The 22,855-nt window shown below is 58.8% G+C and carries 23 protein-coding genes and 2 tRNA genes; 14 read left to right on the top strand and 11 right to left on the bottom strand.

What is annotated here, in order from left to right; genetic code table 11:
- Positions 1-34: 34 nt before the first annotated feature.
- Positions 35-328 (bottom strand): I78 family peptidase inhibitor, encoded by a 294-nt coding sequence (locus tag AC0ZJQ_RS11285; RefSeq protein WP_476476675.1) that lies wholly within the window; start codon positions 326-328, stop codon positions 35-37.
- Between the two features lie 198 nt (positions 329-526).
- On the opposite strand from AC0ZJQ_RS11285, the gene AC0ZJQ_RS11280 reads away from it, so the two are divergent.
- Together AC0ZJQ_RS11280 and AC0ZJQ_RS11275 are read left to right on the top strand one after the other, a co-directional pair.
- Positions 527-928 carry a PA2779 family protein gene (locus AC0ZJQ_RS11280; RefSeq protein ID WP_008569006.1) on the top strand — a complete coding sequence of 134 codons (402 nt, stop codon included), beginning with the start codon at positions 527-529 and terminating at the stop codon, positions 926-928.
- A 23-nt stretch (positions 929-951) separates the two neighbouring features.
- Complete coding sequence (locus AC0ZJQ_RS11275; protein WP_476476674.1) at positions 952-1,875, top strand: PA2778 family cysteine peptidase; 924 nt, start codon at positions 952-954, stop codon at positions 1,873-1,875.
- Between the two features lie 5 nt (positions 1,876-1,880).
- Here the strand turns inward: AC0ZJQ_RS11275 and AC0ZJQ_RS11270 are convergent, their stop codons facing one another.
- Positions 1,881-3,164 carry an NAD(P)/FAD-dependent oxidoreductase gene (locus AC0ZJQ_RS11270; protein WP_476476673.1) on the bottom strand — a complete coding sequence of 428 codons (1,284 nt, stop codon included), beginning with the start codon at positions 3,162-3,164 and terminating at the stop codon, positions 1,881-1,883.
- A 170-nt stretch (positions 3,165-3,334) separates the two neighbouring features.
- On the opposite strand from AC0ZJQ_RS11270, the gene AC0ZJQ_RS11265 reads away from it, so the two are divergent.
- The 10 genes from AC0ZJQ_RS11265 (at position 3,335) to AC0ZJQ_RS11220 (ending at position 11,162) form a co-directional block, all read left to right on the top strand.
- A tRNA-Val gene (locus tag AC0ZJQ_RS11265) sits at positions 3,335-3,411 on the top strand.
- 223 nt (positions 3,412-3,634) lie between these two features.
- Positions 3,635-5,557, top strand: a complete 1,923-nt coding sequence (gene thrS / locus AC0ZJQ_RS11260) for a threonine--tRNA ligase (protein ID WP_476476672.1) — start codon at positions 3,635-3,637, stop codon at positions 5,555-5,557.
- Complete coding sequence (gene infC / locus AC0ZJQ_RS11255) at positions 5,557-6,108, top strand: translation initiation factor IF-3 (RefSeq protein ID WP_177313814.1); 552 nt, start codon at positions 5,557-5,559, stop codon at positions 6,106-6,108. Before thrS ends, infC begins: the two co-directional genes overlap by 1 nt.
- A gap of 61 nt (positions 6,109-6,169) precedes the next feature.
- Positions 6,170-6,364, top strand: a complete 195-nt coding sequence (gene rpmI, locus AC0ZJQ_RS11250) for a 50S ribosomal protein L35 (RefSeq protein WP_003298367.1) — start codon at positions 6,170-6,172, stop codon at positions 6,362-6,364.
- Between the two features lie 27 nt (positions 6,365-6,391).
- Positions 6,392-6,748, top strand: a complete 357-nt coding sequence (gene rplT / locus AC0ZJQ_RS11245) for a 50S ribosomal protein L20 (protein ID WP_008569012.1) — start codon at positions 6,392-6,394, stop codon at positions 6,746-6,748.
- Positions 6,749-6,923: 175 nt separating this feature from the next.
- Positions 6,924-7,940: a phenylalanine--tRNA ligase subunit alpha gene (gene pheS, locus AC0ZJQ_RS11240; RefSeq protein ID WP_155550576.1), complete on the top strand. Its 1,017-nt coding sequence runs from the start codon at positions 6,924-6,926 to the stop codon at positions 7,938-7,940.
- A gap of 34 nt (positions 7,941-7,974) precedes the next feature.
- Positions 7,975-10,353, top strand: a complete 2,379-nt coding sequence (gene pheT, locus AC0ZJQ_RS11235; protein ID WP_476476671.1) for a phenylalanine--tRNA ligase subunit beta — start codon at positions 7,975-7,977, stop codon at positions 10,351-10,353.
- 3 nt (positions 10,354-10,356) lie between these two features.
- Complete coding sequence (gene ihfA, locus AC0ZJQ_RS11230) at positions 10,357-10,659, top strand: integration host factor subunit alpha (RefSeq protein ID WP_003282572.1); 303 nt, start codon at positions 10,357-10,359, stop codon at positions 10,657-10,659.
- Complete coding sequence (locus tag AC0ZJQ_RS11225) at positions 10,640-10,996, top strand: MerR family transcriptional regulator (protein ID WP_476476670.1); 357 nt, start codon at positions 10,640-10,642, stop codon at positions 10,994-10,996. Before ihfA ends, AC0ZJQ_RS11225 begins: the two co-directional genes overlap by 20 nt.
- A gap of 89 nt (positions 10,997-11,085) precedes the next feature.
- A tRNA-Pro gene (locus tag AC0ZJQ_RS11220) sits at positions 11,086-11,162 on the top strand.
- 184 nt (positions 11,163-11,346) lie between these two features.
- Here AC0ZJQ_RS11220 and AC0ZJQ_RS11215 read toward each other — a convergent pair.
- From AC0ZJQ_RS11215 to queD, 3 genes are all read right to left on the bottom strand, one after another.
- On the bottom strand, positions 11,347-11,787 hold the full coding sequence (locus AC0ZJQ_RS11215; RefSeq protein ID WP_476477772.1) for an IS3 family transposase: 441 nt from the start codon (positions 11,785-11,787) through the stop codon (positions 11,347-11,349).
- A 119-nt stretch (positions 11,788-11,906) separates the two neighbouring features.
- A complete protein-coding gene (locus tag AC0ZJQ_RS11210; RefSeq protein ID WP_237263438.1) occupies positions 11,907-12,200 on the bottom strand; it encodes a transposase in 294 nt (97 codons plus the stop codon).
- Positions 12,201-12,405: 205 nt separating this feature from the next.
- On the bottom strand, positions 12,406-12,762 hold the full coding sequence (queD, locus tag AC0ZJQ_RS11205; RefSeq protein WP_314018885.1) for a 6-carboxytetrahydropterin synthase QueD: 357 nt from the start codon (positions 12,760-12,762) through the stop codon (positions 12,406-12,408).
- Positions 12,763-12,972: 210 nt separating this feature from the next.
- Between queD and AC0ZJQ_RS11200 the strand changes: the two genes are divergently transcribed.
- Entirely contained in the window at positions 12,973-14,289 is a 1,317-nt protein-coding gene (locus tag AC0ZJQ_RS11200; protein ID WP_314018883.1) for a Na+/H+ antiporter family protein, read from the top strand.
- Between the two features lie 127 nt (positions 14,290-14,416).
- Complete coding sequence (locus AC0ZJQ_RS11195; RefSeq protein WP_301620371.1) at positions 14,417-15,490, top strand: AI-2E family transporter; 1,074 nt, start codon at positions 14,417-14,419, stop codon at positions 15,488-15,490.
- A 53-nt stretch (positions 15,491-15,543) separates the two neighbouring features.
- Here the strand turns inward: AC0ZJQ_RS11195 and AC0ZJQ_RS11190 are convergent, their stop codons facing one another.
- The 6 genes from AC0ZJQ_RS11190 to AC0ZJQ_RS11165 form a co-directional block, all read right to left on the bottom strand.
- Positions 15,544-17,538, bottom strand: coding sequence for a PhoX family protein (locus AC0ZJQ_RS11190; RefSeq protein WP_476476669.1), 1,995 nt, complete (start codon positions 17,536-17,538; stop codon positions 15,544-15,546).
- 173 nt (positions 17,539-17,711) lie between these two features.
- Positions 17,712-19,307: an isocitrate lyase gene (locus tag AC0ZJQ_RS11185; protein ID WP_165594569.1), complete on the bottom strand. Its 1,596-nt coding sequence runs from the start codon at positions 19,305-19,307 to the stop codon at positions 17,712-17,714.
- A 486-nt stretch (positions 19,308-19,793) separates the two neighbouring features.
- Positions 19,794-20,603: a secretin N-terminal domain-containing protein gene (locus AC0ZJQ_RS11180; RefSeq protein WP_155551708.1), complete on the bottom strand. Its 810-nt coding sequence runs from the start codon at positions 20,601-20,603 to the stop codon at positions 19,794-19,796.
- Entirely contained in the window at positions 20,600-21,214 is a 615-nt protein-coding gene (locus AC0ZJQ_RS11175; RefSeq protein WP_476476668.1) for a DUF7931 domain-containing protein, read from the bottom strand. The genes AC0ZJQ_RS11180 and AC0ZJQ_RS11175 overlap by 4 nt, the downstream gene beginning before the upstream one ends.
- Before the next feature lie 8 nt (positions 21,215-21,222).
- The gene (locus tag AC0ZJQ_RS11170) at positions 21,223-21,648 is read right to left on the bottom strand and encodes a GNAT family N-acetyltransferase (RefSeq protein WP_008570779.1); all 426 of its coding nucleotides are present in this window, start codon (positions 21,646-21,648) and stop codon (positions 21,223-21,225) included.
- Complete coding sequence (locus AC0ZJQ_RS11165) at positions 21,641-22,807, bottom strand: ribosomal protein uL16 3-hydroxylase (protein WP_167135750.1); 1,167 nt, start codon at positions 22,805-22,807, stop codon at positions 21,641-21,643. Before AC0ZJQ_RS11165 ends, AC0ZJQ_RS11170 begins: the two co-directional genes overlap by 8 nt.
- Positions 22,808-22,855: the final 48 nt, after the last annotated feature.

Genomic DNA, 22,855 nt, shown 5'->3' with positions numbered 1-22,855 from the left:
TTCAGGGCGCGGTCAGCTGCCGGTGGGCGCGTTCTTAACCGCATGTTAGTCGTTGGATCTTCAGATTCTTGTCGGTGTGGATGTTCAGTCGCCGTGAATCGTACTCCAGGGTAACGACCTGATCCGGGCGCAACAGGCGTGCGGATTGAGCTCCGGCCAGTTCGCGTGCCTGCTCGAGCAATTGTGGGGTGGCGATTCGGCCCAGCAGGTGCTGCACGTGCTGCGAGTCGCACATATTGCCGGCGGCTTCGGTGGTTGCAGGATGCCACTGGCAGCCTGCAAGAAATGACGCGACGAATAGCAACACTACGCAAAGCGGTTTGGACATGTGCTTTTCCCATTTAGGCTGATTGAATTCGATCTACTACGATCAACGTTAGTGACGGACAAGCAAAAGGTAAAATGCCGGCCAACCAAAGTCCGTCACGAAATACCTGACAAGCGGGAACCGAAGCGGCTGTCGTTCGTCTTACTGGTGATGGCCTTTTGCAGTTGCACAGGCCGATCTCGAAAAAGGAGTAGCACCATGTTCAGCTCATCCCTGCTCAAGCGTGTCGCTGCCGTTGTGGCGGCTTTGCATTTCATGCTGGTTGCGCAGATTCCGATGGCACAGGCGGCGATGATCGGTACGCCCGAAGTGATTGCCGAGCAGCAACAGCAAGTCGATCGCCAACAGCTGCTTACGATGTTGGACGATCAGGACGTGCAGAAGAAACTCGAGTCGATGGGAGTCGATCGGACTCAGGTAGAAAAGCGTATTAACAGCCTGACCCCCGCAGAACTGGCGCAGTTCAACCAGCAGCTCGACCAGGCCCCGGCCGGTGCCGGTGTGGTTGGGATAATCGTGCTGTTTCTAGTGATCTTCATCATCACGGATATGCTTTGTGCAACCAACATTTTCAATTTCGTCAATTGCATCAACCGTTGACCCGACGCCTTGGTTGGCCAGTATTGCTGGTCATCGTTCTGCTCGGCGGCTGTGCACAGAAACCGCTGAACATCGGTAGTGCTCGGCTGCCGGGGCAGATCGAACTTGTCGATACACCATTCTTCGCGCAGGAGGATTTTCAGTGCGGACCTGCGGCGCTGGCGACAATGCTGGTGCATGGCGGACGGCCAGTCACTCCTGAACAGTTGGTCGATCAGGTCTATATCCCGCAGCGCCGTGGAAGCCTGCAGGTAGAGATGGTGGCCGCTGCGCGTGCGAACGGGATGTTGGTGTATCCGTTGCGCCCGCGGCTGGAAACGCTCTTGGAGGAAGTGGCCGCGGGTAATCCGGTTCTGGTTTTGCAGAACCTGGCCTTCGATCGCTGGCCGCAGTGGCATTTCGCTGTGGTGATCGGCTACGACCTGGGCGAGCAGGAGATCATTCTGCGCTCCGGGACCACTCGGCGTTGGGTCGGCAGTTTTCATCAGTTCGAGCGCAGCTGGGCAAAGGGGGATCGCTGGGCAATCGTGACGGTTAGGCCGGATCGATTGCCAGCGACGGCCGAGGAGGCGGTCTGGCTGCGGGCAGCGAGTGACCTTGAGCAGGTGGGGCTGGTGGATTCAGCGCAAGTGGCCTATCGCGTGGCCGGCGAGCGCTGGCCTGGCGGCATGCCGTGGTTTGCGCTAGCTAACAGCGAATATGCACTGGGTGATCGGCAGGCTGCAGAGCAGGCGCTGCGCATCAGCGTGAGCCGCGACGCCGGATTCGCTCCCGGCTGGTTCAACCTTTCGCATGTATTGGCAGAAAAAGGATGCTTCAACGAAGCGCAGCAGGCGCGCACTTGCGCGGCGAGTATCTCGCCGCAGGACACGCGCTTTGCCGAGCCTCTGCCGTTGCCCGTCGCTGGTGCGCGACAGGCTTGCCAGGCGATTCCTGCCTGTCGCTAATCTAATCAGATGCCCAATCTATCGCGCAGACTGTAGTACAGCGCCCCAAGCGCGCTCAGCGGCACGCGTAGCTGATGGCCGCCAGGGAAGGGATGGTGCGGCAGGCTAGCGAAAGCGTCGAAACGTTCCGCCTGGCCGCGCAAGGCTTCGGCGATGATCTTGCCGGCCAGGTGGGTGTAGGTGACGCCGTGGCCGCTGCAGCCCTGCGAGTAGTAAATGTTGTCTCCCAAGCGTCCGACCTGCGGTAACCGCGACAGCGTAAGCAGGAAATTGCCGGTCCAGCTGTATTCGATCTTGACGTCTTGGAGTTGTGGAAAGGTCTTTAGCATCTTGGGACGAATGATCGATTCGATATCGGCCGGGTCACGCGCGCCATATGCCACGCCACCGCCGTAGATGAGGCGTTTGTCGGCAGAGAGTCGGTAATAGTCGAGTAGGTAGTTGCAGTCTTCGACGCAGTAGTCCTGCGGCAGTAGACGGTGGGCGAGATCACCGTCCAGCGGTTCGGTTGCAATTACCTGGGTTCCACATGGCATCGATTTGGCGGCGAGCTCAGGCACTAGTCCACTAAGGTACGCGTTGCCGGCAATTACCAAGAATTTTGCATGTACCGAGCCTTGTGCGGTGTGCACCACTGGCGCAGGACCGCGATCGATACGGATTGCCTGGCTTTGCTCATAAATGATCCCGCCCAGCGACTCCAGCGCCGCAGCCTCGCCCAGCGCAAGGTTAAGTGGGTGGATGTGGCCGCCCAGCTTGTCCAGGGTTCCGCCGATATAGCGATCGCAGGCGACGATCTGGCGAATGGCATCTTGATCGAGCACTGCCAACTGGTCGTAGCCATAGCGCTCCCAGAGCGCTTTCTGCTGCTCGAGGTGGTGTATTTGTTTGTGCGTGAAGGCTGCAAAAACGCCGCCGTTCTTGAGGTCGCACTGGATGCCGTAACGCGCGATGCGTTCACGAATGATCCTTCCGCCTTCAAACGCCATCGCGCCGATCAGGCGCGCTTCGTCGACGCTAACACTGCGCTCCACGCTGTCGAGATCCCGACTGTAGCTGTTGACGATCTGGCCGCCGTTGCGCCCAGAGGCGCCGAAGCCTACTTGGGCCGCCTCCAGGACCACCACCTGATAGCCTTGTTCGGCGAGAAACAGGCCGGCGGAAAGGCCGGTATAGCCGGCGCCGATGACGCAGACATCGGCGTGCTTGCTTTCACGTAATGGCGGCCGTTCCGGTGCTGGATTCGCTGAAGCAGCATAGAAAGACGGGGGGTAGGGTGTGTGCGGCATTTCGATATACCTGTTGTATATATTTGACGCGATGCTAGCGCGAGCGCTGGTGCTCCGCCAGCGCTGCCGTTCCATCCGCTCGCGTCCCGGTAAATTTTTCAGATATCAGCGGCTTAGCTGAAAAAAAGCTTGACTCTCGCGGGGCTGGCTATAGAATGCGCCCCCATCGAAGGCACATAGCTCAGTTGGTTAGAGCACCACCTTGACATGGTGGGGGTCGTTGGTTCGAATCCAATTGTGCCTACCAATTCGAAAAGGGTCGCGAAAGCGACCCTTTTTTTTGGCTTGCTTGTCAGGATGCGTGGCTTTCTGAAAGCATGTCTGTTTCATTCTTCCAGTGACTTCGGTTTGTGCGGCTCGAGCCTACCGGCATCTGCCACTGTGCGGCAGGAGATTCGCTGAATCGCTTTCCTGGCTCATCCCAACCCATGTGGCCTTTGGTAGGGGTCACCACTAGGAGAGGAGGCGCCATGCCCATCATTACTCTTCCTGACGGCAGTCAGCGTTCGTTCGATCATGCGGTGTCCGTTGCGGAGGTTGCGCAGTCCATCGGTGCGGGACTAGCCAAGGCGACGCTCGCCGGCAAGGTAGATGGCCGGCTGGTCGATGCGTGTGATCTGATCGAGCGCGATGCCAGCGTGCAGATCATCACGCCGAAGGATGACGAGGGGCTGGAAATCATCCGTCACTCGTGTGCGCACTTGATCGGGCATGCGGTGAAGCAGTTGTATCCGACGGCGCGGATGGTGATCGGGCCCGTGATCGACGAGGGCTTCTATTACGACATTGCCTACGAGCGTCCCTTTACGCCGGATGACGTCGCCGCGATCGAAGCGCGAATGCGCGATCTCATCGACAAGGATTACGATGTCGTCAAGAAGGTCACTCCGCGCCAGGAAGTGATTGATGTCTTCAGTTCGCGTGGCGAGGAATACAAGCTGCGCTTGATCGAGGACATGCCGGACGAGCAGGCGATGGGGTTGTACTACCACGAGGAATACGTGGACATGTGCCGTGGTCCGCACGTCCCTAATACCCGCTTTCTTAAGGCTTTCAAGCTGACCAAGCTGTCGGGCGCGTACTGGCGTGGCGATGCCAAGAACGAGCAGCTGCAGCGTATCTACGGTACGGCCTGGGCGGACAAGAAGCAGCTGGCGGCCTACATCCAGCGCATCGAGGAGGCAGAGAAGCGCGATCACCGCAAGATTGGCAAGCGCCTTGATCTGTTTCATACGCAGGAAGAAGCGCCGGGCATGGTTTTCTGGCATCCGAACGGCTGGACGCTCTACCAAGTGCTTGAGCAGTATATGCGTGCCGTGCAGCGCGATAACGGCTATCTGGAGATCAAGACGCCCCAGGTGGTGGATCGGGTTCTCTGGGAAAAGTCGGGACATTGGGCGAACTACGCCGAGAACATGTTCACCACCGAGTCGGAGAGTCGTGATTACGCGATCAAGCCGATGAACTGCCCGTGCCACGTGCAGGTCTACAACCAGGGGCTCAAGAGCTACCGCGAGCTGCCGTTGCGGCTGGCTGAGTTCGGTGCCTGCCACCGCAATGAGCCGTCCGGCGCGTTGCATGGGATTATGCGGGTGCGCGGCTTCACTCAGGATGACGCGCATATCTTCTGTACCGAAGAGCAAATGCAGTCCGAGTCCGCGGCATTCATCAAGCTGACTCAGGCGGTGTATGCTGATTTCGGTTTCGACGATATCCAGCTCAAGCTGTCGACTCGCCCGGAAAAGCGCGTGGGTTCCGATGAGCTGTGGGATCGGGCTGAGGCGGCTCTGGCTGCGGCGCTCGACAGCGCTGGGCTGGCATACGATCTGCAACCGGGTGAAGGTGCATTCTACGGACCCAAGATCGAATTCTCGCTGAAAGATTGCCTCGGCCGGGTCTGGCAATGCGGTACGTTGCAGCTGGACTTCAATCTGCCTATTCGTCTGGGTGCTGAATACGTCAGTGAGAACAATGACCGCCAGCATCCGGTGATGTTGCATCGCGCAATTCTCGGTTCATTCGAGCGCTTCATCGGTATCCTGATCGAGCACTACGAAGGAGCCTTCCCGGCTTGGCTGGCACCGACTCAGGCGGTGGTGATGAATATCACCGACAAGCAGGCCGAATTTGCTCTCGAAGTTGAAAGAACCTTGAGTCAAAGCGGGTTTCGTGCCAAGTCCGACTTGAGAAACGAGAAGATCGGCTTTAAAATCCGCGAGCATACTTTGCTCAAGACTCCTTATCTCTTGGTTATCGGGGATCGGGAGGTTGAGACTCGCTCCGTTGCTGTGCGCACCCGCGAAGGCGTCGATCTGGGCTCCATGCCCCTCGAGCAATTCGCGCAGCTGCTGGCGCAGGCGGTTTCCCGGCGTGGTCGCCAAGATTTGGAGTAATAGCTATTAAGCGTGAAATGAGACAAGACAAACGAACCGCACCCAAGGCCCCGATCAACGAGAATATCTCGGCTCGTGAGGTCCGTTTGATTGGTGCTGACGGCGAGCAGATTGGCATCGTCTCGATTGATGAAGCGCTTCGAGTAGCAGAAGAAGCAAAACTGGATCTGGTGGAAATTTCCGCTGATGCCGTTCCGCCGGTTTGCCGGATCATGGATTACGGCAAGCATCTCTTCGAGAAGAAGAAGCAGGTCGCAGCGGCGAAGAAAAACCAGAAGCAGATCCAGGTAAAAGAAATCAAGTTTCGTCCAGGGACGGAAGAGGGAGACTATCAGGTCAAGCTGCGCAACCTGATTCGTTTCCTTAGCGAGGGAGACAGGGCCAAGGTTTCGTTGAGATTCCGTGGTCGTGAGATGGCCCATCAGGAGCTGGGAATGGAGTTGTTGAAGCGGGTCGAAACCGATCTGGCTGAATACGGTTCCGTCGAACAGCATCCGAAGATGGAAGGACGCCAGCTGATCATGGTCATCGCTCCCAAGAAGAAAAAGTAACCACCAGGGCACTGGCAGGCCTTGCGGTTATTTGTAATCACCCACACTGTGGAGATCGAACATGCCAAAGATGAAGACTAAAAGTGGTGCTGCGAAGCGCTTCAAGAAGACTGCTAACGGCTTCAAGCACAAGCACGCTTTCAAGAGCCACATCCTGACCAAGATGACCACTAAGCGTAAGCGTCAGCTGCGCGGTTGCTCGCAAGTGCATCCGTCCGACGTTGCAAAAGTGGAGCGCATGCTGCGCGTTCGTTAATCCGGTCAAGACTCAGAGGAATAACTCATGGCTCGTGTTAAGCGTGGCGTCGTTGCCCGTCGCCGTCACAAGAAAATCCTGAAACTCGCCAAAGGCTACTACGGTGCGCGTTCGCGCGTGTTCCGCGTCGCCAAGCAGGCGGTAATCAAGGCTGGCCAATATGCCTACCGCGACCGCCGTCAGCGCAAGCGTCAGTTCCGCGCTCTGTGGATCGCTCGTATCAATGCCGGTGCGCGTGTTAACGGTCTGTCCTACAGCCGTTTCATCGCTGGCCTGAAAAAAGCGGCCATCGAGATCGACCGTAAGGTTCTGGCCGATCTGGCAGTGAATGAGAAAGCGGCGTTTGCTGCGATTGTCGAAAAAGCGAAAGCTTCTCTGGCTTAAGCCCCGGCAATCACAGGCTTTCTAGCCTGCTGCAACGTCATCAATAGGGGAAGAGTCTCATGCTCTTCCCCTATTTTGTATTTGCGAGGGGCTTTTGCAAAAGTGCGCGTGGCACCGATCTGCGCCTCGATCGGCGGCCAGTGCGGTTCTGCAAGAACCTCTGGAGGTTGTGTACATGGAAAACCTGGAGGCACTGGTCTCGCAAGCGCTCGAGGCTGTGCAACGAAGCGAAGACGTCAACGCCTTGGAGCAGATTCGGGTCCAGTACCTGGGAAAGAAGGGCGAGCTGACGCTGGTGATGCAAACATTGGGGAAGCTTTCGCCGGAGGAGCGACCCAAGGCAGGCGCGTTGATCAACGCGGCCAAATCCCAGGTTCAAGACGTTCTCAACGCCCGCAAGGCTGAGCTTGAGCAGGTGGCGCTGGGCGCTCAGCTGGCAGCTGAGCGCATTGACGTTTCCCTGCCTGGGCGTGGCCAGGTCTCGGGCGGCCTGCATCCAGTGACCCGTACGCTCGAGCGCATCGAACAGTTCTTCAGCCACATCGGATACAGCGTTGCCGAAGGGCCTGAAGTTGAGGATGACTATCACAACTTCGAGGCCCTCAACATCCCGGGCCATCACCCGGCGCGGGCGATGCACGATACCTTCTACTTCAACGCCAATATGCTGTTGCGGACCCATACATCTCCGGTTCAGGTACGAACTATGGAGTCCCGCCAGCCGCCAATCCGGATCGTTTGCCCGGGGCGAGTCTATCGCTGCGATTCTGATATCACTCATTCGCCGATGTTCCATCAAGTAGAGGGCTTGCTGATCGACGAGGGCATCAGCTTCGCCGACCTAAAAGGCACCATCGAGGAATTTCTGCGGGTGTTCTTTGAAAAACCGCTCGGTGTGCGCTTTCGACCTTCCTTCTTTCCGTTCACCGAGCCTTCGGCCGAAGTGGACATGCAGTGCGTGATGTGCAGCGGTAAGGGCTGCCGGGTATGCAAGCAGACTGGTTGGCTTGAAGTCATGGGCTGCGGCATGGTGCATCCGAACGTATTGCGGATGTCCGGCATCGACCCGGAGAAATACCAGGGGTTTGCCTTTGGCATGGGTGCCGAGCGCCTGGCCATGCTTCGCTATGGCGTCAATGATTTACGCCTGTTCTTCGATAACGACCTGCGGTTCTTGGCGCAGTTTCGCTAGGCGCGGTGCCCGTCAACGAATTTAGGAGAACAGAATGAAATTCAGTGAACAGTGGCTGCGGAGCTGGGTTAATCCGCAGGTTTCTCGTGACGAACTGGTAGCTCGTCTGTCGATGGTTGGCCTCGAGGTTGATGCCGTTACTCCCGTCGCCGGTATGTTCAGCGGTGTGGTGGTTGGCCAGGTGCTGAGTGTAGAGCAGCATCCCGATGCCGATAAGCTGCGGGTTTGTCAGGTCAGCAACGGTGTCGAAACCTTTCAGGTGGTTTGCGGTGCGCCGAATGTGCGCGCCGGATTGAAGATCCCTTTCGCCATGATCGGTGCGGTGCTTCCGGGTGACTTCAAGATCAAGAAGGCCAAGCTGCGCGGAATCGAATCCAACGGCATGCTTTGCTCGGAAACCGAACTGCAGGTCGGTAACGATGGCAGTGGTTTGATGGAATTGCTCGATGACGCACCGGTTGGACGCGACTTTCGCGACTATCTGGGGCTGGATGATGCGACCATCGAGATCGGCCTGACTCCGAATCGGGGTGATTGTCTGTCGCTGAAAGGTCTGGCGCGCGAAGTGGGTGCGATATATGACGTCGCAGTGAATGTTCCGTCTGTTCCGGCTGTTGCGGAAAGCCACGAACAGCGTCTTTCTATTGAAGTGACTGCCCCACAAGCCTGCCCGCGTTATCTGGGGCGTGTCATTCGTAATATTGATTGCTCGCGCCCGACGCCGTTGTGGATGGTGGAGCGTCTGCGTCGCTCTGACGTGCGCAGCATTGATGCGGTCGTCGATATCACCAATTACGTGATGCTTGAGCTCGGACAACCACTCCATGCCTTCGATCTGAAGCAGATCAACGGCGGCGTTCGAGTGCGGATGGCTGACGAAGGCGAAAAACTGGTTTTGCTGGACGGCCAGGAAGCGACGCTGCGCGCTGATACGTTGGTGATCGCAGATCATCAGCGAGCCTTAGCCATCGCCGGTGTAATGGGTGGCGAGCATAGCGGTGTGGCCGCGCAAACCCGAGACATTTTCCTTGAGAGCGCGTTCTTCGACACCATCGCCTTGGCCGGTAAGGCTCGCTCCTATGGTTTGCATACCGACGCGTCGCACCGCTATGAGCGTGGTGTCGATCCTCAATTGGCTCGAATCGCCATGGAGCGTGCCACAGCGTTGCTGCTTGAGATTGTTGGCGGCGAAGCGGGCCCAATCACAGAGGTAGTAAGCGAAGTCGATCTGCCGAAAATTGCTCCGATTACGTTGCGCGCAGAGCGCATCAGCCAGATGCTGGGTTTGCAACTCGAGCCTACTCAGGTGGTTCGGTTGTTGACCTCGCTCGGCTTGAGCGTTACCGACGACGGCATCGGCCGTTGGCAGATCGGCGTTCCCAGTCATCGTTTCGATATCAGCCTAGAGGTCGATCTGATCGAAGAGCTGGGCCGGCTGTATGGCTATGATCGTCTTCCCGTGCGCTATCCGCAGGCGCGTCTTGCACCGGAAGCGAAGGCTGAAGCTCGTGCAGAGTTGCCGCTTTTGCGGCGTCTGCTAGTCGCACGTGGTTATCAGGAGGCAATCACCTACAGCTTTATCGATCCGAAACTGTTTGAGCTGTTCGCGCCTGGGGTAACGCCGCTGCAATTGGCTAATCCGATCTCCGCTGATATGGCAGTGATGCGTGTATCGCTGTGGCCGGGCCTGATCAAAGCGTTGCAGCACAATCTCAATCGTCAGCAGTCGAGGGTACGTTTGTTCGAAGCCGGCTTGCGTTTTGTTGGCCAGCTGGACGGGCTGAAACAGGAATGCATGCTGGCCGGTGTGGTGTCCGGCAGTCGTTTGCCTGAGGGATGGGCTAACGAACGCGAGCTGGTCGATTTCTACGATGCTAAGGCGGACGTCGAGGCGTTGCTGGCCTACGCGGGTGATGGTGGGTCGTATCGGTTCGTTGTTGCCGAGCATTCGGCTCTGCATCCTGGACAAACCGCTCGTATTGAGCGGGACGGCCGGCTGGTCGGCTACATCGGCAGACTGCATCCGGAGTTGGCCGGTAATCTAGGAATCGATCAGCCGGTTTATCTGTTCGAATTGCTCGTTTCAGAAATTGCCGAAGGGCGCCTCCCACAGTTCAGCGAGCTATCGAGATTCCCCGAGGTGCGGCGGGATATTGCTCTGCTCGTCGACCGCGACGTCGCAGCTGAGGCAGTGACGCGGTGTATTCGCGAGGCGGCTGGGGAATACTTGGCTCACCTCAAGCTATTTGATGTGTATCAGGGCAAAGGTATTGATCCCTCTAGCAAAAGTGTGGCAGTCGGCTTGACCTGGCAACACCCTTCACGCACTCTTAATGACGAAGAGGTTGGCGCTGCTATGCAGAGCATCCTGACCTCTCTGGAAGAAAGGTTTAACGCCACGTTAAGGAAATAGCGTATGGGGGCTCTGACGAAAGCTGAAATGGCGGAACGTCTATACGAAGAGCTAGGCTTGAATAAGCGTGAAGCCAAGGAGTTGGTCGAGCTTTTTTTCGAAGAAATACGCCAGGCGCTGGAACATAACGAGCAGGTGAAATTGTCCGGGTTTGGCAATTTCGACCTGCGTGATAAGCGCCAGCGCCCTGGTCGTAACCCGAAAACAGGCGAAGAAATTCCTATCACGGCCCGCCGCGTCGTAACTTTCCGTCCAGGGCAAAAACTCAAAGCCAGAGTCGAGGCCTATGCTGGAACCAAGTCATAACGACGAACTGCCGGCCATCCCTGGCAAGCGCTATTTCACTATCGGTGAGGTTAGTGAGCTTTGCGCGGTGAAACCCCATGTACTGCGTTACTGGGAGCAAGAGTTTCCGCAGCTTAATCCTGTGAAGAGAAGAGGCAATCGGCGGTATTATCAGCGACAGGATGTGTTGATGATCCGTCAGATTCGTGCACTCCTTTACGAGCAGGGATTTACTATTGGTGGAGCTAGGCTGCGTTTGTCAGGTGATGAGGCGCGCGAAGACACCACGCAGTACAAGCAACTGATTCGCCAGATGATCTGCGAATTGGAGGAAGTGCTACAAGTTCTGCGTAAGTAGAGCGCGGCAAAACCACCGGAAGAAAAACCTTCACATTTTCAGTCGCTTAATGTATAGTTTCGTCCGTTTTCAGCTTTCGCAGAAGACTTCGGGGCGTAGCGCAGCCTGGTAGCGCACTTGCATGGGGTGCAAGGGGTCGAGTGTTCGAATCACTCCGTCCCGACCAAAAAATCCCTAGAAAATCCAGTTACTTAGCGGTAACTGGATTTTTTATGGGCGATGATTTTTGCTCCTACCATTTTTTGCTCCATTTTTTGCGCCACCGCTGTTTAAGGACAGCCAACTGCAATCTGCCTATCTGGCGCGAGTAAGATATAGACACGCTGGCCCCGTCTCGGTCGCGTTTGCAGTCACCAACCCCCTTCACGGCACCATCTGATAACTCGATCAGGAGAACGATCCCTCCTACCGGCGCGAGCTGCACCAAGCTGCTCGGCGTTGTGATCAAACGATGCCGAGTTTGGCAAGGTTGCCGGTGACGACCGTAGCGATCTACTGGTTCGCACGTAGGTCATGTCCGAGACCCAGTGCCGGTTGGCATGATCCGAGGCGAACTGGCGATCCAGATGATTCGGCGCAATCGGCAGAGCGTGACGACTGCTGGAAACCAGCCGCCAGCGCTTGCGCGAGCGAACGCTCAAACCGGCTTCGCGCATCAGTCGGGCAGCCCGGTGCCGACCACACGCATGCCCCACGGCCGCCAGTTCGGCCTTGATTCGGAGATGGCCATAGATCCCATTCACCTCATAATGGATGGTGCGGATCTCCTTGCTCAGGCGTCGGTTCGCCATCCCTCTCGTCGAAGGAGGCCGCTGCTGCCAGGCATAAAAACCGCTGCGCGATACCCGCAGCAGCCGGCACATTGGCGCTACGGGGTAGCGATCGGCCAACGCCTCGATGGCGCGGAACCTCACTTCGTGGGCTGCGAGAAGATGGCGAGCGCCTTTTTTAAAACATCGCGCTCCATGGTGACCTGGGCCAGTTGCTGGCGTAGCCGACGCAGTTCCGCGCTCTCGCCACGCTGCTTGCCATTGCCCGGAAAAACATCGTCACCTTGCTGTTCGTACTGGCGCTTCCATTTGCCCAGCAGGCTTTCAGCAATGCCGAGCGTCTCGGCGACATGACGAAGCGGCGTGCCAGCAAGCACCTGGTCTACCGCATCGCGTTTGAAAGATTCGGGAAAACGTCGTCTGGTCTGGGTCATGAACACTCCTTGCGGCGGACATTATCCACCTTAAGTCAGTGTCCACTCAGCCCGGGACAGACCAGTGCGTGGCCTGACGTACCCTTAAGGCAGAGATCTTAGATGCATCAGTCTGAGTGGCGCGTTATTGCCCTGCATGTTCACCGGCTATCTGCAGGTTACCAAGGAGCAGACAGGCTACGAACGTACGGATCCCTGCAAGGGATCACTCACCGCTATATTCGCAGCCACTGGTGCAGGTTTCGTGGATACGTATGCGCGAGAGTTCTGGAAGGAGCGGTTTTAGCTCGTTCCAGATCCATTTGGCGAGATTTTCGCTGGTTGGGTTTTCGAGGCCCGCAAGGTCGTTGAGATAGTTGTGATCCAGCCGTTCATAGATGGGGCGGAAGATCGCTTTGAGTTCGCTGAAATCCCGAATCCAGCCGGTAAATGGGTCTACTTCGCCAGCAACGTAGATGGCCACACGAAAAGAGTGGCCATGGAGGCGTCCGCATTTGTGACCGGCGGGCACATTCGGAAGCCGATGAGCAGATTCGAAAGTGAACTCTTTGAAAATTTCCACAAGAAACTCGCTAAATGGTGAGCCGACAATGTGATGATTTTACTGCCTTTACTGGGAGCCGTCGCGAATAGCCGACCAGCTTGGTCCAAGAGTGCTAAGGAACTTGACGGGTAGGGCTGGCGCTCAAATGTGCGAGCTGGACACAGATAATGCGTTATTGCAGAGTACGCCCCTTTCTCTCAAGTCTGGCTCGCGTAACGGTGAAGTTTGATGAATGCAGTGGTGGTTGCGGTCGGCGTCATGCTGATCATGAGTTTGTGCCGAGTGCACGTTGTGGTTGCGTTAATCGCCGGTGCGCTGTGCGGTGGGCTTCTTGGTGGATTGGGCATCGAGTCCACGCTTGCCGCATTCAATAAAGGACTCGGAGGGGGCGCAACGGTTGCGCTGTCGTACGCGCTGTTGGGAGCATTCGCCGTGGCCATCGGTAAGAGCGGTCTCGCTCATGCGTTGGCTGACAAGGCGCTGATGATGGTTGGAAACCGGGCGGCCCATACGGGGCAGTCCGTCAAATGGATAGTGATTGCCTTGTTGCTGGTGGTTGCGATCTCTTCCCAGAACATTTTGCCCATTCACATCGCCTTCATCCCGCTGCTGGTTCCGCCCTTGTTGTCTGTGCTGTCCAGCTTGCGCATCGACCGTCGTTTGATCGCCTGTGTTCTGGCTTTTGGGTTGATCACGCCTTACATGTTTTTACCGGTCGGTTTTGGCAACATTTTCCTCAACGAGATACTGCTCGCCAACGTTGCGAAAGGTGGAGTGGACGTATCTCAGGTAAAGGTGACGGAGGCGATGCTGATCCCGGCGCTTGGGATGGTCGCTGGGCTGATCATCGCCTTCTTCAGTTATCGCAAGCCGCGTGATTACGATCTGAGCCGAATAGACGCGGTGGAGCGGGTCAACGCAACCTACAGCCCCGTCACATTGCTCGTGGCGGCAATTGCCATTGGTGCTGCGTTCATTGTGCAGCTGTGGCTGGATTCGATGATTATCGGTGCGCTTGCCGGGTTCGTGATCTTCTCCGCCTCCGGTGTGGTGCGTTGGCGCGAGGCGGACGACCTCTTCACCGAGGGTATGAAGATGATGGCCATGATCGGCTTCATCATGATTGCTGCGGCGGGGTTCGCCGAGGTCATGCGAGAGACCGGTCAGGTGAAATCGCTGGTAGACGCCTCCGCCGCGTGGATTGGCGACAGCAAGGCTGTGGCTGCGCTGCTGATGCTATTGGTTGGCCTTTTAGTAACCATGGGTATCGGTTCGTCGTTCTCGACGGTACCGATTATTGCGGCGATCTTCGTGCCGCTAGGGGTGGAGCTGGGTTTCAGCCCGCTTGCGATCGTGAGCCTGGTGGGCACGGCGGGCGCATTGGGCGACGGTGGCTCTCCCGCGTCGGATTCGACCCTGGGGCCGACCGCTGGCCTCAACGTCGACGGCCAGCACAACCATATCTGGGACACTGTGGTTCCAACGTTTCTCCACTACAACTTGCCGCTGCTCGCCTTTGGCTGGGTGGCGGCAATGATCCTGTGATTCGATAGGATCGAACGAAGAGGGCAGGGTAATTCCTGCCTTTCTTTTTTGCTCGAATAGAAAAGCTGCGCACTCGCCAATCCGTATGTTGACTAACTGGATAGCACAACGAATTTCTGGGTGAGGCATGATCAAATCGACGCTCGAGCAGAAGACATTCCTCGTATTACTGGTGCTGGTTTCCCTGGCATTCGGATGGATCCTCCTGCCGTTCTATGGCGCGGTGTTCTGGGCAGCGGTGCTTGCCATACTCTTCTCGCCATTGCAGCGCCGACTGCAGCAGCGCTTCGTAGGGCGCCCGAATGTCGCCGCATTGCTGACTTTACTGATATGTCTGTTGGTGGCGGTTATTCCGGTAATCGTTATTGCCGGAATGCTCGTGCAAGAAGGTGCTGCGCTATACCAGCGCATCGAGACCGGCGAGCTGGATGTCGGTAGTTACCTGGCACAGCTGAAGTCAATGATGCCGGATGGTCTGCAAGCACAGCTCCAGCGATTCGGCTTCGGCGATCTCGACAGCCTGCGGGAAAAACTTTCCAGCGGTGCGTTGGAAGGCAGTCAGTTTCTAGCGACGAAAGCATTTAGCTTTGGGCAGGGTACGTTTCAGTTTCTGGTGAGCTTCTGCGTGATGCTCTACCTGCTGTTCTTCTTCATTCGCGACGGGCGTGAGCTGGTGTTGCGGATTCGGCAGGCGCTGCCGCTGAGCGATACCCAGAAACGACGCTTATTCAATAAGTTCACCCGAGTGGTGCGTGCCACTGTGAAGGGCAATGTCATTGTCGCGATTACACAGGGCGCGCTCGGCGGAGTGATTTTCGCGGTGCTCGGCATATCCGGTGCCCTGCTCTGGGCGGTATTGATGGCGTTCCTGTCACTGCTTCCCGCCGTAGGCGCCGGGTTGATCTGGACGCCCGTCGCGATCTACTTCCTATTCAGCGGCGCAGTCTGGCAGGGCGTGGTTCTGATCCTGTATGGGGTGATGGTCATCGGCTTGGTGGACAACATCCTTCGTCCGATCCTGGTGGGCAAGGACACCAAGATGCCGGATTACCTTGTCCTTATTTCCACCCTCGGCGGGCTCGCTCTGTTCGGGCTGAATGGCTTCGTAATCGGGCCACTTATCGCGGCGTTGTTCATCTCATCGTGGGGGCTTTTTACCAATGGCGATCGGCCTCGAGGTTCAGCCGATACGCGCGAATGAGTGCAGTGTTTTTCAATCAAGGGCCGGCGGAGCCGGCCTTGATCTGGGTGCCCTTACATCAGTCGCTTGCCGTCCTTGCGGCTGATGATGACCGTTGCAGAACGCGGCCGCAGGCCTGGGCCATCCGGCCAGCTGCTGCTGTAATTGCCCGGCGTAGAACCCTCACCTGGATGCTGGATGTTCACGAACAGCGTGCGGAAATCGGGCGTTGCGGTAATGCCGGTCACCTCCGCGCCTAGCGGCCCGACCAGGAAGCGCTTGGTTTCCCCGGTTCTGGGGTCGGATACCAGCATCTGATTGTTACCGAACGGGCCCGATCTCAGCTGGCTGCCGCTCATGTCGGTCTGGATCCAGAGCCGGCCTTCGTCATCGAACCACAGCCCATCCGGACTGGCCAGGATGTTGCTGTCGTCCAGAGTTCGGCCCTTCGGCGTTCTGCTGTCGCCCTGCGGGCCGGCCATCAGGTAGATGTTCCAGCGAAAGCGGGTTCCCGCGTAGTCGCGGCTTTCTTCCGACCAGCGAATGATATGACCGTAAGGATTGGGAGCGCGCGGATTGGCTGCATCGGCCTCGCTACGCGCGCTGTTGTTGGTGAGGGTGAAATAGACATCACCGTTATCCGGGTGAACCGCACCCCATTCCGGGCGATCCATGCGCGTGGCGCCGGCGATGTCGGCAGCCAGACGGGTGTTGATCAGCACTTCGCCCTGATCGGCGAAGCTTACGCCGGCCGTTGCGCACGCCTGCTGAAATTCCGGGTCGTCAATGTCCAACGCCAGCCAGTCGCCGCTGCCATCTGCATTGAAGCGCGCTACGTAGAGCGTTCCCGCATCCAGCAGACGACCATCGCTACGCAGCGGGCGGTAGCGGTCACGGCTGACATACTTGTAAATGTATTCGTTCTGCGAGTCGTCACCGGAGTAGCACACCAGCGGGCGGCCCGGTTTGACAGGCGCAAACACCAGCCCTTCGTGCGCAAAGCGGCCGAGGGCGGTGCGTTTTACCGGCATGGCGTCCGGATCGAACGGATCGATCTCCACGATCCAGCCGAAGGTGTTCGGCTCGTTGCGATAGTCGGACTGCGCATCGGTGCCGCGGCGTTTCGCATCGAAACGCTGAAACTCATCGCCAGCGATGGTCTCCCAGGCATAGCGGCTGGTATCACGTACGCCGTAACGGCTGAGTTCACGCGGCAGCTCACTGTCCTGGCTGGCAAAGTAACCGGCCCAGTTCTCTTCGCAGGTCAGATAGGTGCCCCACGGGGTAAAGCCGTTCGCGCAGTTGTTCAGTGTGCCGCGGGTCGAGGTGCCGCTCGGGCTGTAGCGGGTGCGCAGCAAGGCGTGCCCCTTGGCGGGGCCTTCAATTCGCATGGGGGTGGCGCCGGTGATGCGGCGATTGCGGGCAGATGGCAGTACGGACCAATCACCGCGTACGCCGCGACGGATCTCCACTACGGAAACCCCGTGCGCATTGATTTCCTTACGGACTTCGTCGACTACGGTGCGTTTGCCGTCGACCACGGTCGGCCCGTTGGGGTGCAGCAGCGGCGCATCGATGTACTCGTGATTCACCACCAGCAATCCGTGATCGCTCTGGTGCCCGCCGTATTTGGCATTGATTGGGAAGAAATGCATGCCATCGTGATGCATGCCGGTCTGGTGCGCCTGGTCCTCGGCGCTGTTGCTGGCGTCCTCCAGATAGGCCGGATAGCGCCCGCTGATAGGGGTGCCCCACGGGATGAACGTCGTTGCGATGTATCCCGGCGGGACGCTGATGCCATCGTGGCGAGTAACTGGAACCGCTGAAAATGGAAGCCGGCTGCGGCGTTTCAGCGGAAAATCCTTGAGCCGCTCTGCCGATTGGCTAGCGGCCTGGACTGCGCCCGGAAGTGTCGCCCCCAAGAAGGCCAGCGCGCCTAGCGAGGCGCCACCTGCCAGTACCTGGCGGCGGCCGAGGTTGATCACATCCTGAATATGGGCGTTCCCGGAACGGTTGCTGGGTAGCTCATCGCCGTTACCGAAAAGAATATTGTCGTTGTCAGTGCTCACGTCGCGTTCCCTGAGTCGATTGACGGAATCCTGACTCTAGTTTTGTCGTGAGACAGCTATATGACACCGCTCCGCGGGGCGACGAACAACATGAACGCCCGAAACGCAAAGGCCCCGGCTATATGCCGGGGCCTTTGCTACACCGCAGCCTGTTGCCAGGCTGAAACCGTTCCTTAGTGGAACTGGTTCATGGTGTTGTCTTTACCGCTCGCCTTCAGAGCTGCTTCGCCAGCGAAGTACTCTTTGTGGTTGTCGCCGATGTCGGAGCCAGCCATGTTCTGGTGCTTGACGCAGGCGATGCCCTGACGCAGTTCCTGACGCTGAACGCCCTTCACGTAGGCCAGCATGCCTTCTTCGGCGAAGTAGCCCTTGGCCAGGTTGTCGGTGGACAGCGCGGCGGTGTGGTAGGTCGGCAGGGTGATCAGGTGGTGGAAGATGCCAGCCTGAGCGGAACCGTCGCGCTGGAAGGTACGGATCATTTCGTCTGCACGAGCGGCCAGTTCGGTTTCGTCGTAGTCGACGCTCATCAGCTTGGCGCGATCGTAGGCGGACACGTCCTTGCCTTCGGCAACCATGGCGTCGAACACCTGCTGACGGAAGTTCAGGGTCCAGTTGAAGGACGGGCTGTTGTTGTACACCAGCTTGGCGTTCGGGATGACTTCGCGGATGCGGTCAACCATGCCCTTGATCTGGCCAACGTGCGGCTTCTCGGTTTCGATCCACAGCAGGTCGGCGCCGTTCTGCAGGGAGGTGATGCAGTCCAGGACGCAACGGTCTTCGCCGGTGCCCTTGCGGAACTGGAACAGGTTGGACGGCAGACGCTTCGGACGCAGCAGCTTGCCGCCACGGTTGATGACGACGTCGCCGTTGCCCAGGTCGGCAGCGGAAACTTCTTCGCAATCCAGGAAGCTATTGTACAGGTCGCCCAGGTCGCCCGGCTCTTTGGTCACGGCGATCTGCTTGGTCAGGCCGGCACCCAGGGAGTCGGTACGAGCAACGATCACGCCATTGTCGATGCCCAGCTCAAGGAAGGCGTAGCGGACGGCAGCGATCTTGGCGAGGAAGTCGGCGTGCGGAACGGTCACTTTACCGTCCTGGTGGCCGCACTGCTTCTCGTCGGAAACCTGGTTCTCGATCTGGATGCAGCAAGCGCCTGCTTCGATCATGCGCTTGGCCAGCAGGTAGGTAGCTTCCGGGTTACCGAAGCCAGCGTCGATGTCGGCGATGATCGGAACGATGTGGGTTTCGTAGTTGTCGATCTGGTTCTGGATCTCGGCAGCCTTGGCGCTGTCACCGGCTTCGCGAGCGGCGTCCAGGGCGGTGAACAGCAGGTCCAGTTCGCGGCTATCGGCCTGACGCAGGAAGGTGTACAGCTCTTCGATCAGGTTGGAGACTGCGGTCTTCTCGTGCATCGACTGGTCCGGCAGCGGGCCGAACTCGGAGCGCAGAGCGGCAACCATCCAGCCGGACAGGTAGAGGTAGCGCTTGTTGGTGGTCTTCAGGTGCTTCTTGATGGAGATCAGCTTCTGCTGACCGATGAAGCCATGCCAGCAGCCCAGCGACTGGGTGTAGACGGACGAGTCGGCATCGTACTCGGCCATGTCCTTGCGCATGATGTCGGCGGTGTACTGAGCGATTTCCAGACCGGTCTTGAAGCGGTTCTGGGCGCGCATGCGGGCCACGGATTCCGGGTTGATAGCGCTCCAGCTGCTGCCGAACTTCTCTTTCAGGGCGGCAACTGCCTTGATGTCGTCTTGATATGCGGACATGGTCAATCCTTCATAGATGTGAATTTGGTTGAGCACCGACTTTCCCACCAAAAACTGCGTGCTAACGGATCAATGCGAGCAACACGCGGCAGAGTGTCGAACTGCGACCAGGACGAGGATTGAAACCGAGGAGGAGGGCATGGACACGATCGCCGGGCTGGCTCTTGGTTGCGAAGCTCCCGGTTGGCGTGGCTGCCGTGGGGCTCGACAACGTCGAGACTACAGTCTGACTGATGCGTTAATCGCTTCCCCGTCCCTCAGGACGACTCGTTCCAGTCGCAACCTCGTCAGTCCGCCTTGTGGGCAGTACAGTCACGGAGCGGCTCGGCTGGTTGGCTGGAGCGCGCCCCGGAGACCCTTTCCAGAGCCTCTGGTTAGCGGGAGCGGGGCAATGATGCGCTGCCGGGAAAGTCTCGTCAATCATTTTGTAGTGTTTTTTTTGTGGCACTACATAAGCGGGGCGTGGCTACATTACGCGAAGCGCTGTTACTCCAGCACGTCGACTTTCAGTCGCAGCGAAAGGTCTTGCTGGCCCTGCGTGCTGTAGCGTCGCAAGGTGCCGTCGTGTTGTGACGAAGCGCTTTCGTCGATGCCGCCCAGGCTGATCCATTCGCCAACGCGACCACTGACGCGGGTATCGGCGAGCTGTGTTTCGATCACATTCGGGTTCATCTGATTGACGCGATCACGGTTGCTGCTGACGGTGATCTGTACGCGATCGCCGATGAGATTGGCCGTCACGTAGAAACCGCGGGTGACGTCGCGATACTGCGTCTGCTGGTAGATCCGGCCGTAGCCGTCGGTGCCGCTGGTGGTCAGCGGTACGCTCTGACCGACCTGGATCAGTGCCGGATAGCCCTCACTGGTCTGGATTTGCTGGATGCCGCCGCCCTGACTGCTGGTCGAGCGCCGGATGATGCGCACCTGGTCACGGCCATGACGTTCGCCACGGCCCGTCTCGAACTCGACATCTCCGGCACGGATCGAACCATCCACGCCGTAGCCGCTGGCGTTGCCAGCAGCCGAATCCTGGGTGTCGACACTGATAAGCAGGCGCTTGGGTTCGCTGTCGAGCTGCTCGAGTACCTGCCGAAGTTCTGTGATCGCCGCTTGCGGCGCATTAACGATCAACTGATTGCCGTAAGCATTGACCCGACCCTGCTCACCGATCACCGATTGGGCTACCGGCAGGACATCCTCAGCCATCCGGTATTGCAGCGGAATGACCTCAGTGGCGGCGTGCAATGGCAGGCAGACGGCCAGAGCGAGTGCGGCAAGATGGCGGCGTACGGTCATAGCAGAAAGCTCCGCAGGTTGGCATCGGACAGGCTGTGTTCCCAGGCCTGGTCGAAGCTCGACTGGCTCACACGGACCCGCGCCGGGTTGTTGTACAACGCATACCCGTTATAGGGATCGCGATGGGGACGTATCAGTAGGCCGCTTTTGTCCGCGATCAGATAGGTGTCCTCTTCGCGCGGATACTCGGGATTGACCTTGCGAATCTGGGCATTGCTGCTGAGGCGCCTGACCAGCGTCAGCAGGCGGTGACCGCTCTGCACGGCCCGGGTGGAGTCCTCGAGGTTGCGCGGGTGCGCCAGCAGAAAGCGTGTGCAGGCCTGCTGGATACTGCTGTGGTGAAACAGCCAGGGTTCCAGGTCAGGGCTGTAGAGACACAGGTTGCGCTGCGCCTGCTGGAAGAACGCCAGCGCGTGAGCGCGCACCTGGTCGGGGCTAGTGAAATGCTGCACGTCGGCGTCCGCGCCGAGCCGCGCCGACGCGGGCTGCCAGGGCGTCGGCTGCGGCTGGTCCGGCAGCGGATTGTGCACGTCGAACCGCCCTGGCGATTGGAAGTCGATGACCAGCGGCTCGCCTGTATCGTCCCGGTCATCCTCGGCGTTGTCGTGCATGACGAACCTCAGTGGCTCTTGCGCAGCATGTCCACGTGGGGGATGCCGGCTTCGAGAAACTCCTCGCTGACGACCTCGAAACCCAGTCGCTCGTAGAAGCGGGTCGCGTGTACCTGAGCGGTGAGTTTCTGTTCACGCAGGCCGCGGCGTTCGGCTTCGGCGATTACCGCCTGCATCAGCGCGTCGCCCACATTCATTCCGCGCCAGTCGCGCAGAACGGCGACACGACCGATCTGGCCGTCCGCGAGCAGCCGTGCGGTACCGATGGCGTAACCGTCCTCGAGCGCAAGGAAATGCACGGCCTCGACATCGTCGGCATCCCATTCCTGCTCCGGCGGGACGGCCTGTTCGGCGATGAACACCGCTTCGCGTATGCGCCGCAGGTCGGCGTTATCCTTCTGCCAATCGGCGATGCGTACTTGGATGTTATTCATCAGCGAACTCCAGGCTTCCCTGTTTGATCAATTCCTGCAGCAGCTTACGCCCGTCGTCATCGCCAAGCCACGGAGCAAGATTGTCCTCGTGCAAAGCGTCGGCCGAGCAGATCAGCTTGAGCAGATCGCGCAGCTGAGCGGGCAGCAGACGACTCTGGCCGCTGGCGAACAGCAGCAGCCCGAGATCGATCTCACTCCAGGCCATGCGCGCCGCGGGATTGCGTACCAGCACGGCGCCATCGGCGAGCGCCGCGCGCAGATCCTGCTCGGTCAGTTCGACGCCTTCGATCCGCTCGGGATAGCGTGGCTCGGTCATGAACTGGCCGAACCAGGTCAGCAGCAGACGCTCGTCGCCCATGTGCTCGGCCAGCAGCGCTTTCAGACGCTCCAGCGCGTCGCTCTGAATCTGGTAGGGATCGTCGCTCGGTTGCAGATCTGCGTCACCGTAGCGTTCTTCGTCTGGCAGGAACTGGGCGAGGAAATCGGTGAAGTGGGTCAGTACCTCAGCGGCGCTGGGCGCGCGGAAGCCTACCGAATAGGTCATGCAGGCATCCTCGGCTGTGCCGAAGTGCGCCAGGCGCGGTGGCAGGTACAGCATGTCGCCGGGCTCCAGAACCCATTCGTCGGTGCCCTGGAAGTCGGCGAGGATACGCAGGTCGCCATGTTCGAGCAGCGCGCTGTCGCTGTCGCACATCTGGCCGACGCGCCAGCGCCGCTGACCGTGCGCCTGCAGCAGGAACACGTCGTAGTTGTCGAAATGCGGGCCGACGCCGCCGCCCGGCGCGGCGTAGCTGATCATCACATCGTCGATGCGCCAGTTCGGGAGAAAGCGGAACTGTCCAAGCAGCTCGGCCACTTCGGGTACCAGCTGATCGACGGCCTGGACCAGCAGCGTCCAGTCACGCTCGGGCAGCTGCTGGTAGGTGTCCTCGGCGAAGGGACCGCGGCGCAGCTCCCACGGGCTGTCACCATGCTCGATGACCAGGCGCGACTCGACTTCCTCCTCGAGGGAAAGACCGGCCAGCTCGTCCGGCGAGATCGGGCTTTGGAAATTCGGGATGGCCTGGCGGATCAGCAGCGGCTTCTTCTGCCAGTAGTCACGGAGGAACTCCCGCGCGCTGAGGCCGCCCAGGATTTGAAGTGGAACATCAGAAGTCATGCGTAACACCTTGCTCTATATGCAGAGCTGCAAATAAAAACGCCCGGC

This window comes from Stutzerimonas sp. 21-1 (assembly GCF_056336065.1).
This window is presented reverse-complemented; position numbering and strand designations above follow the sequence as displayed.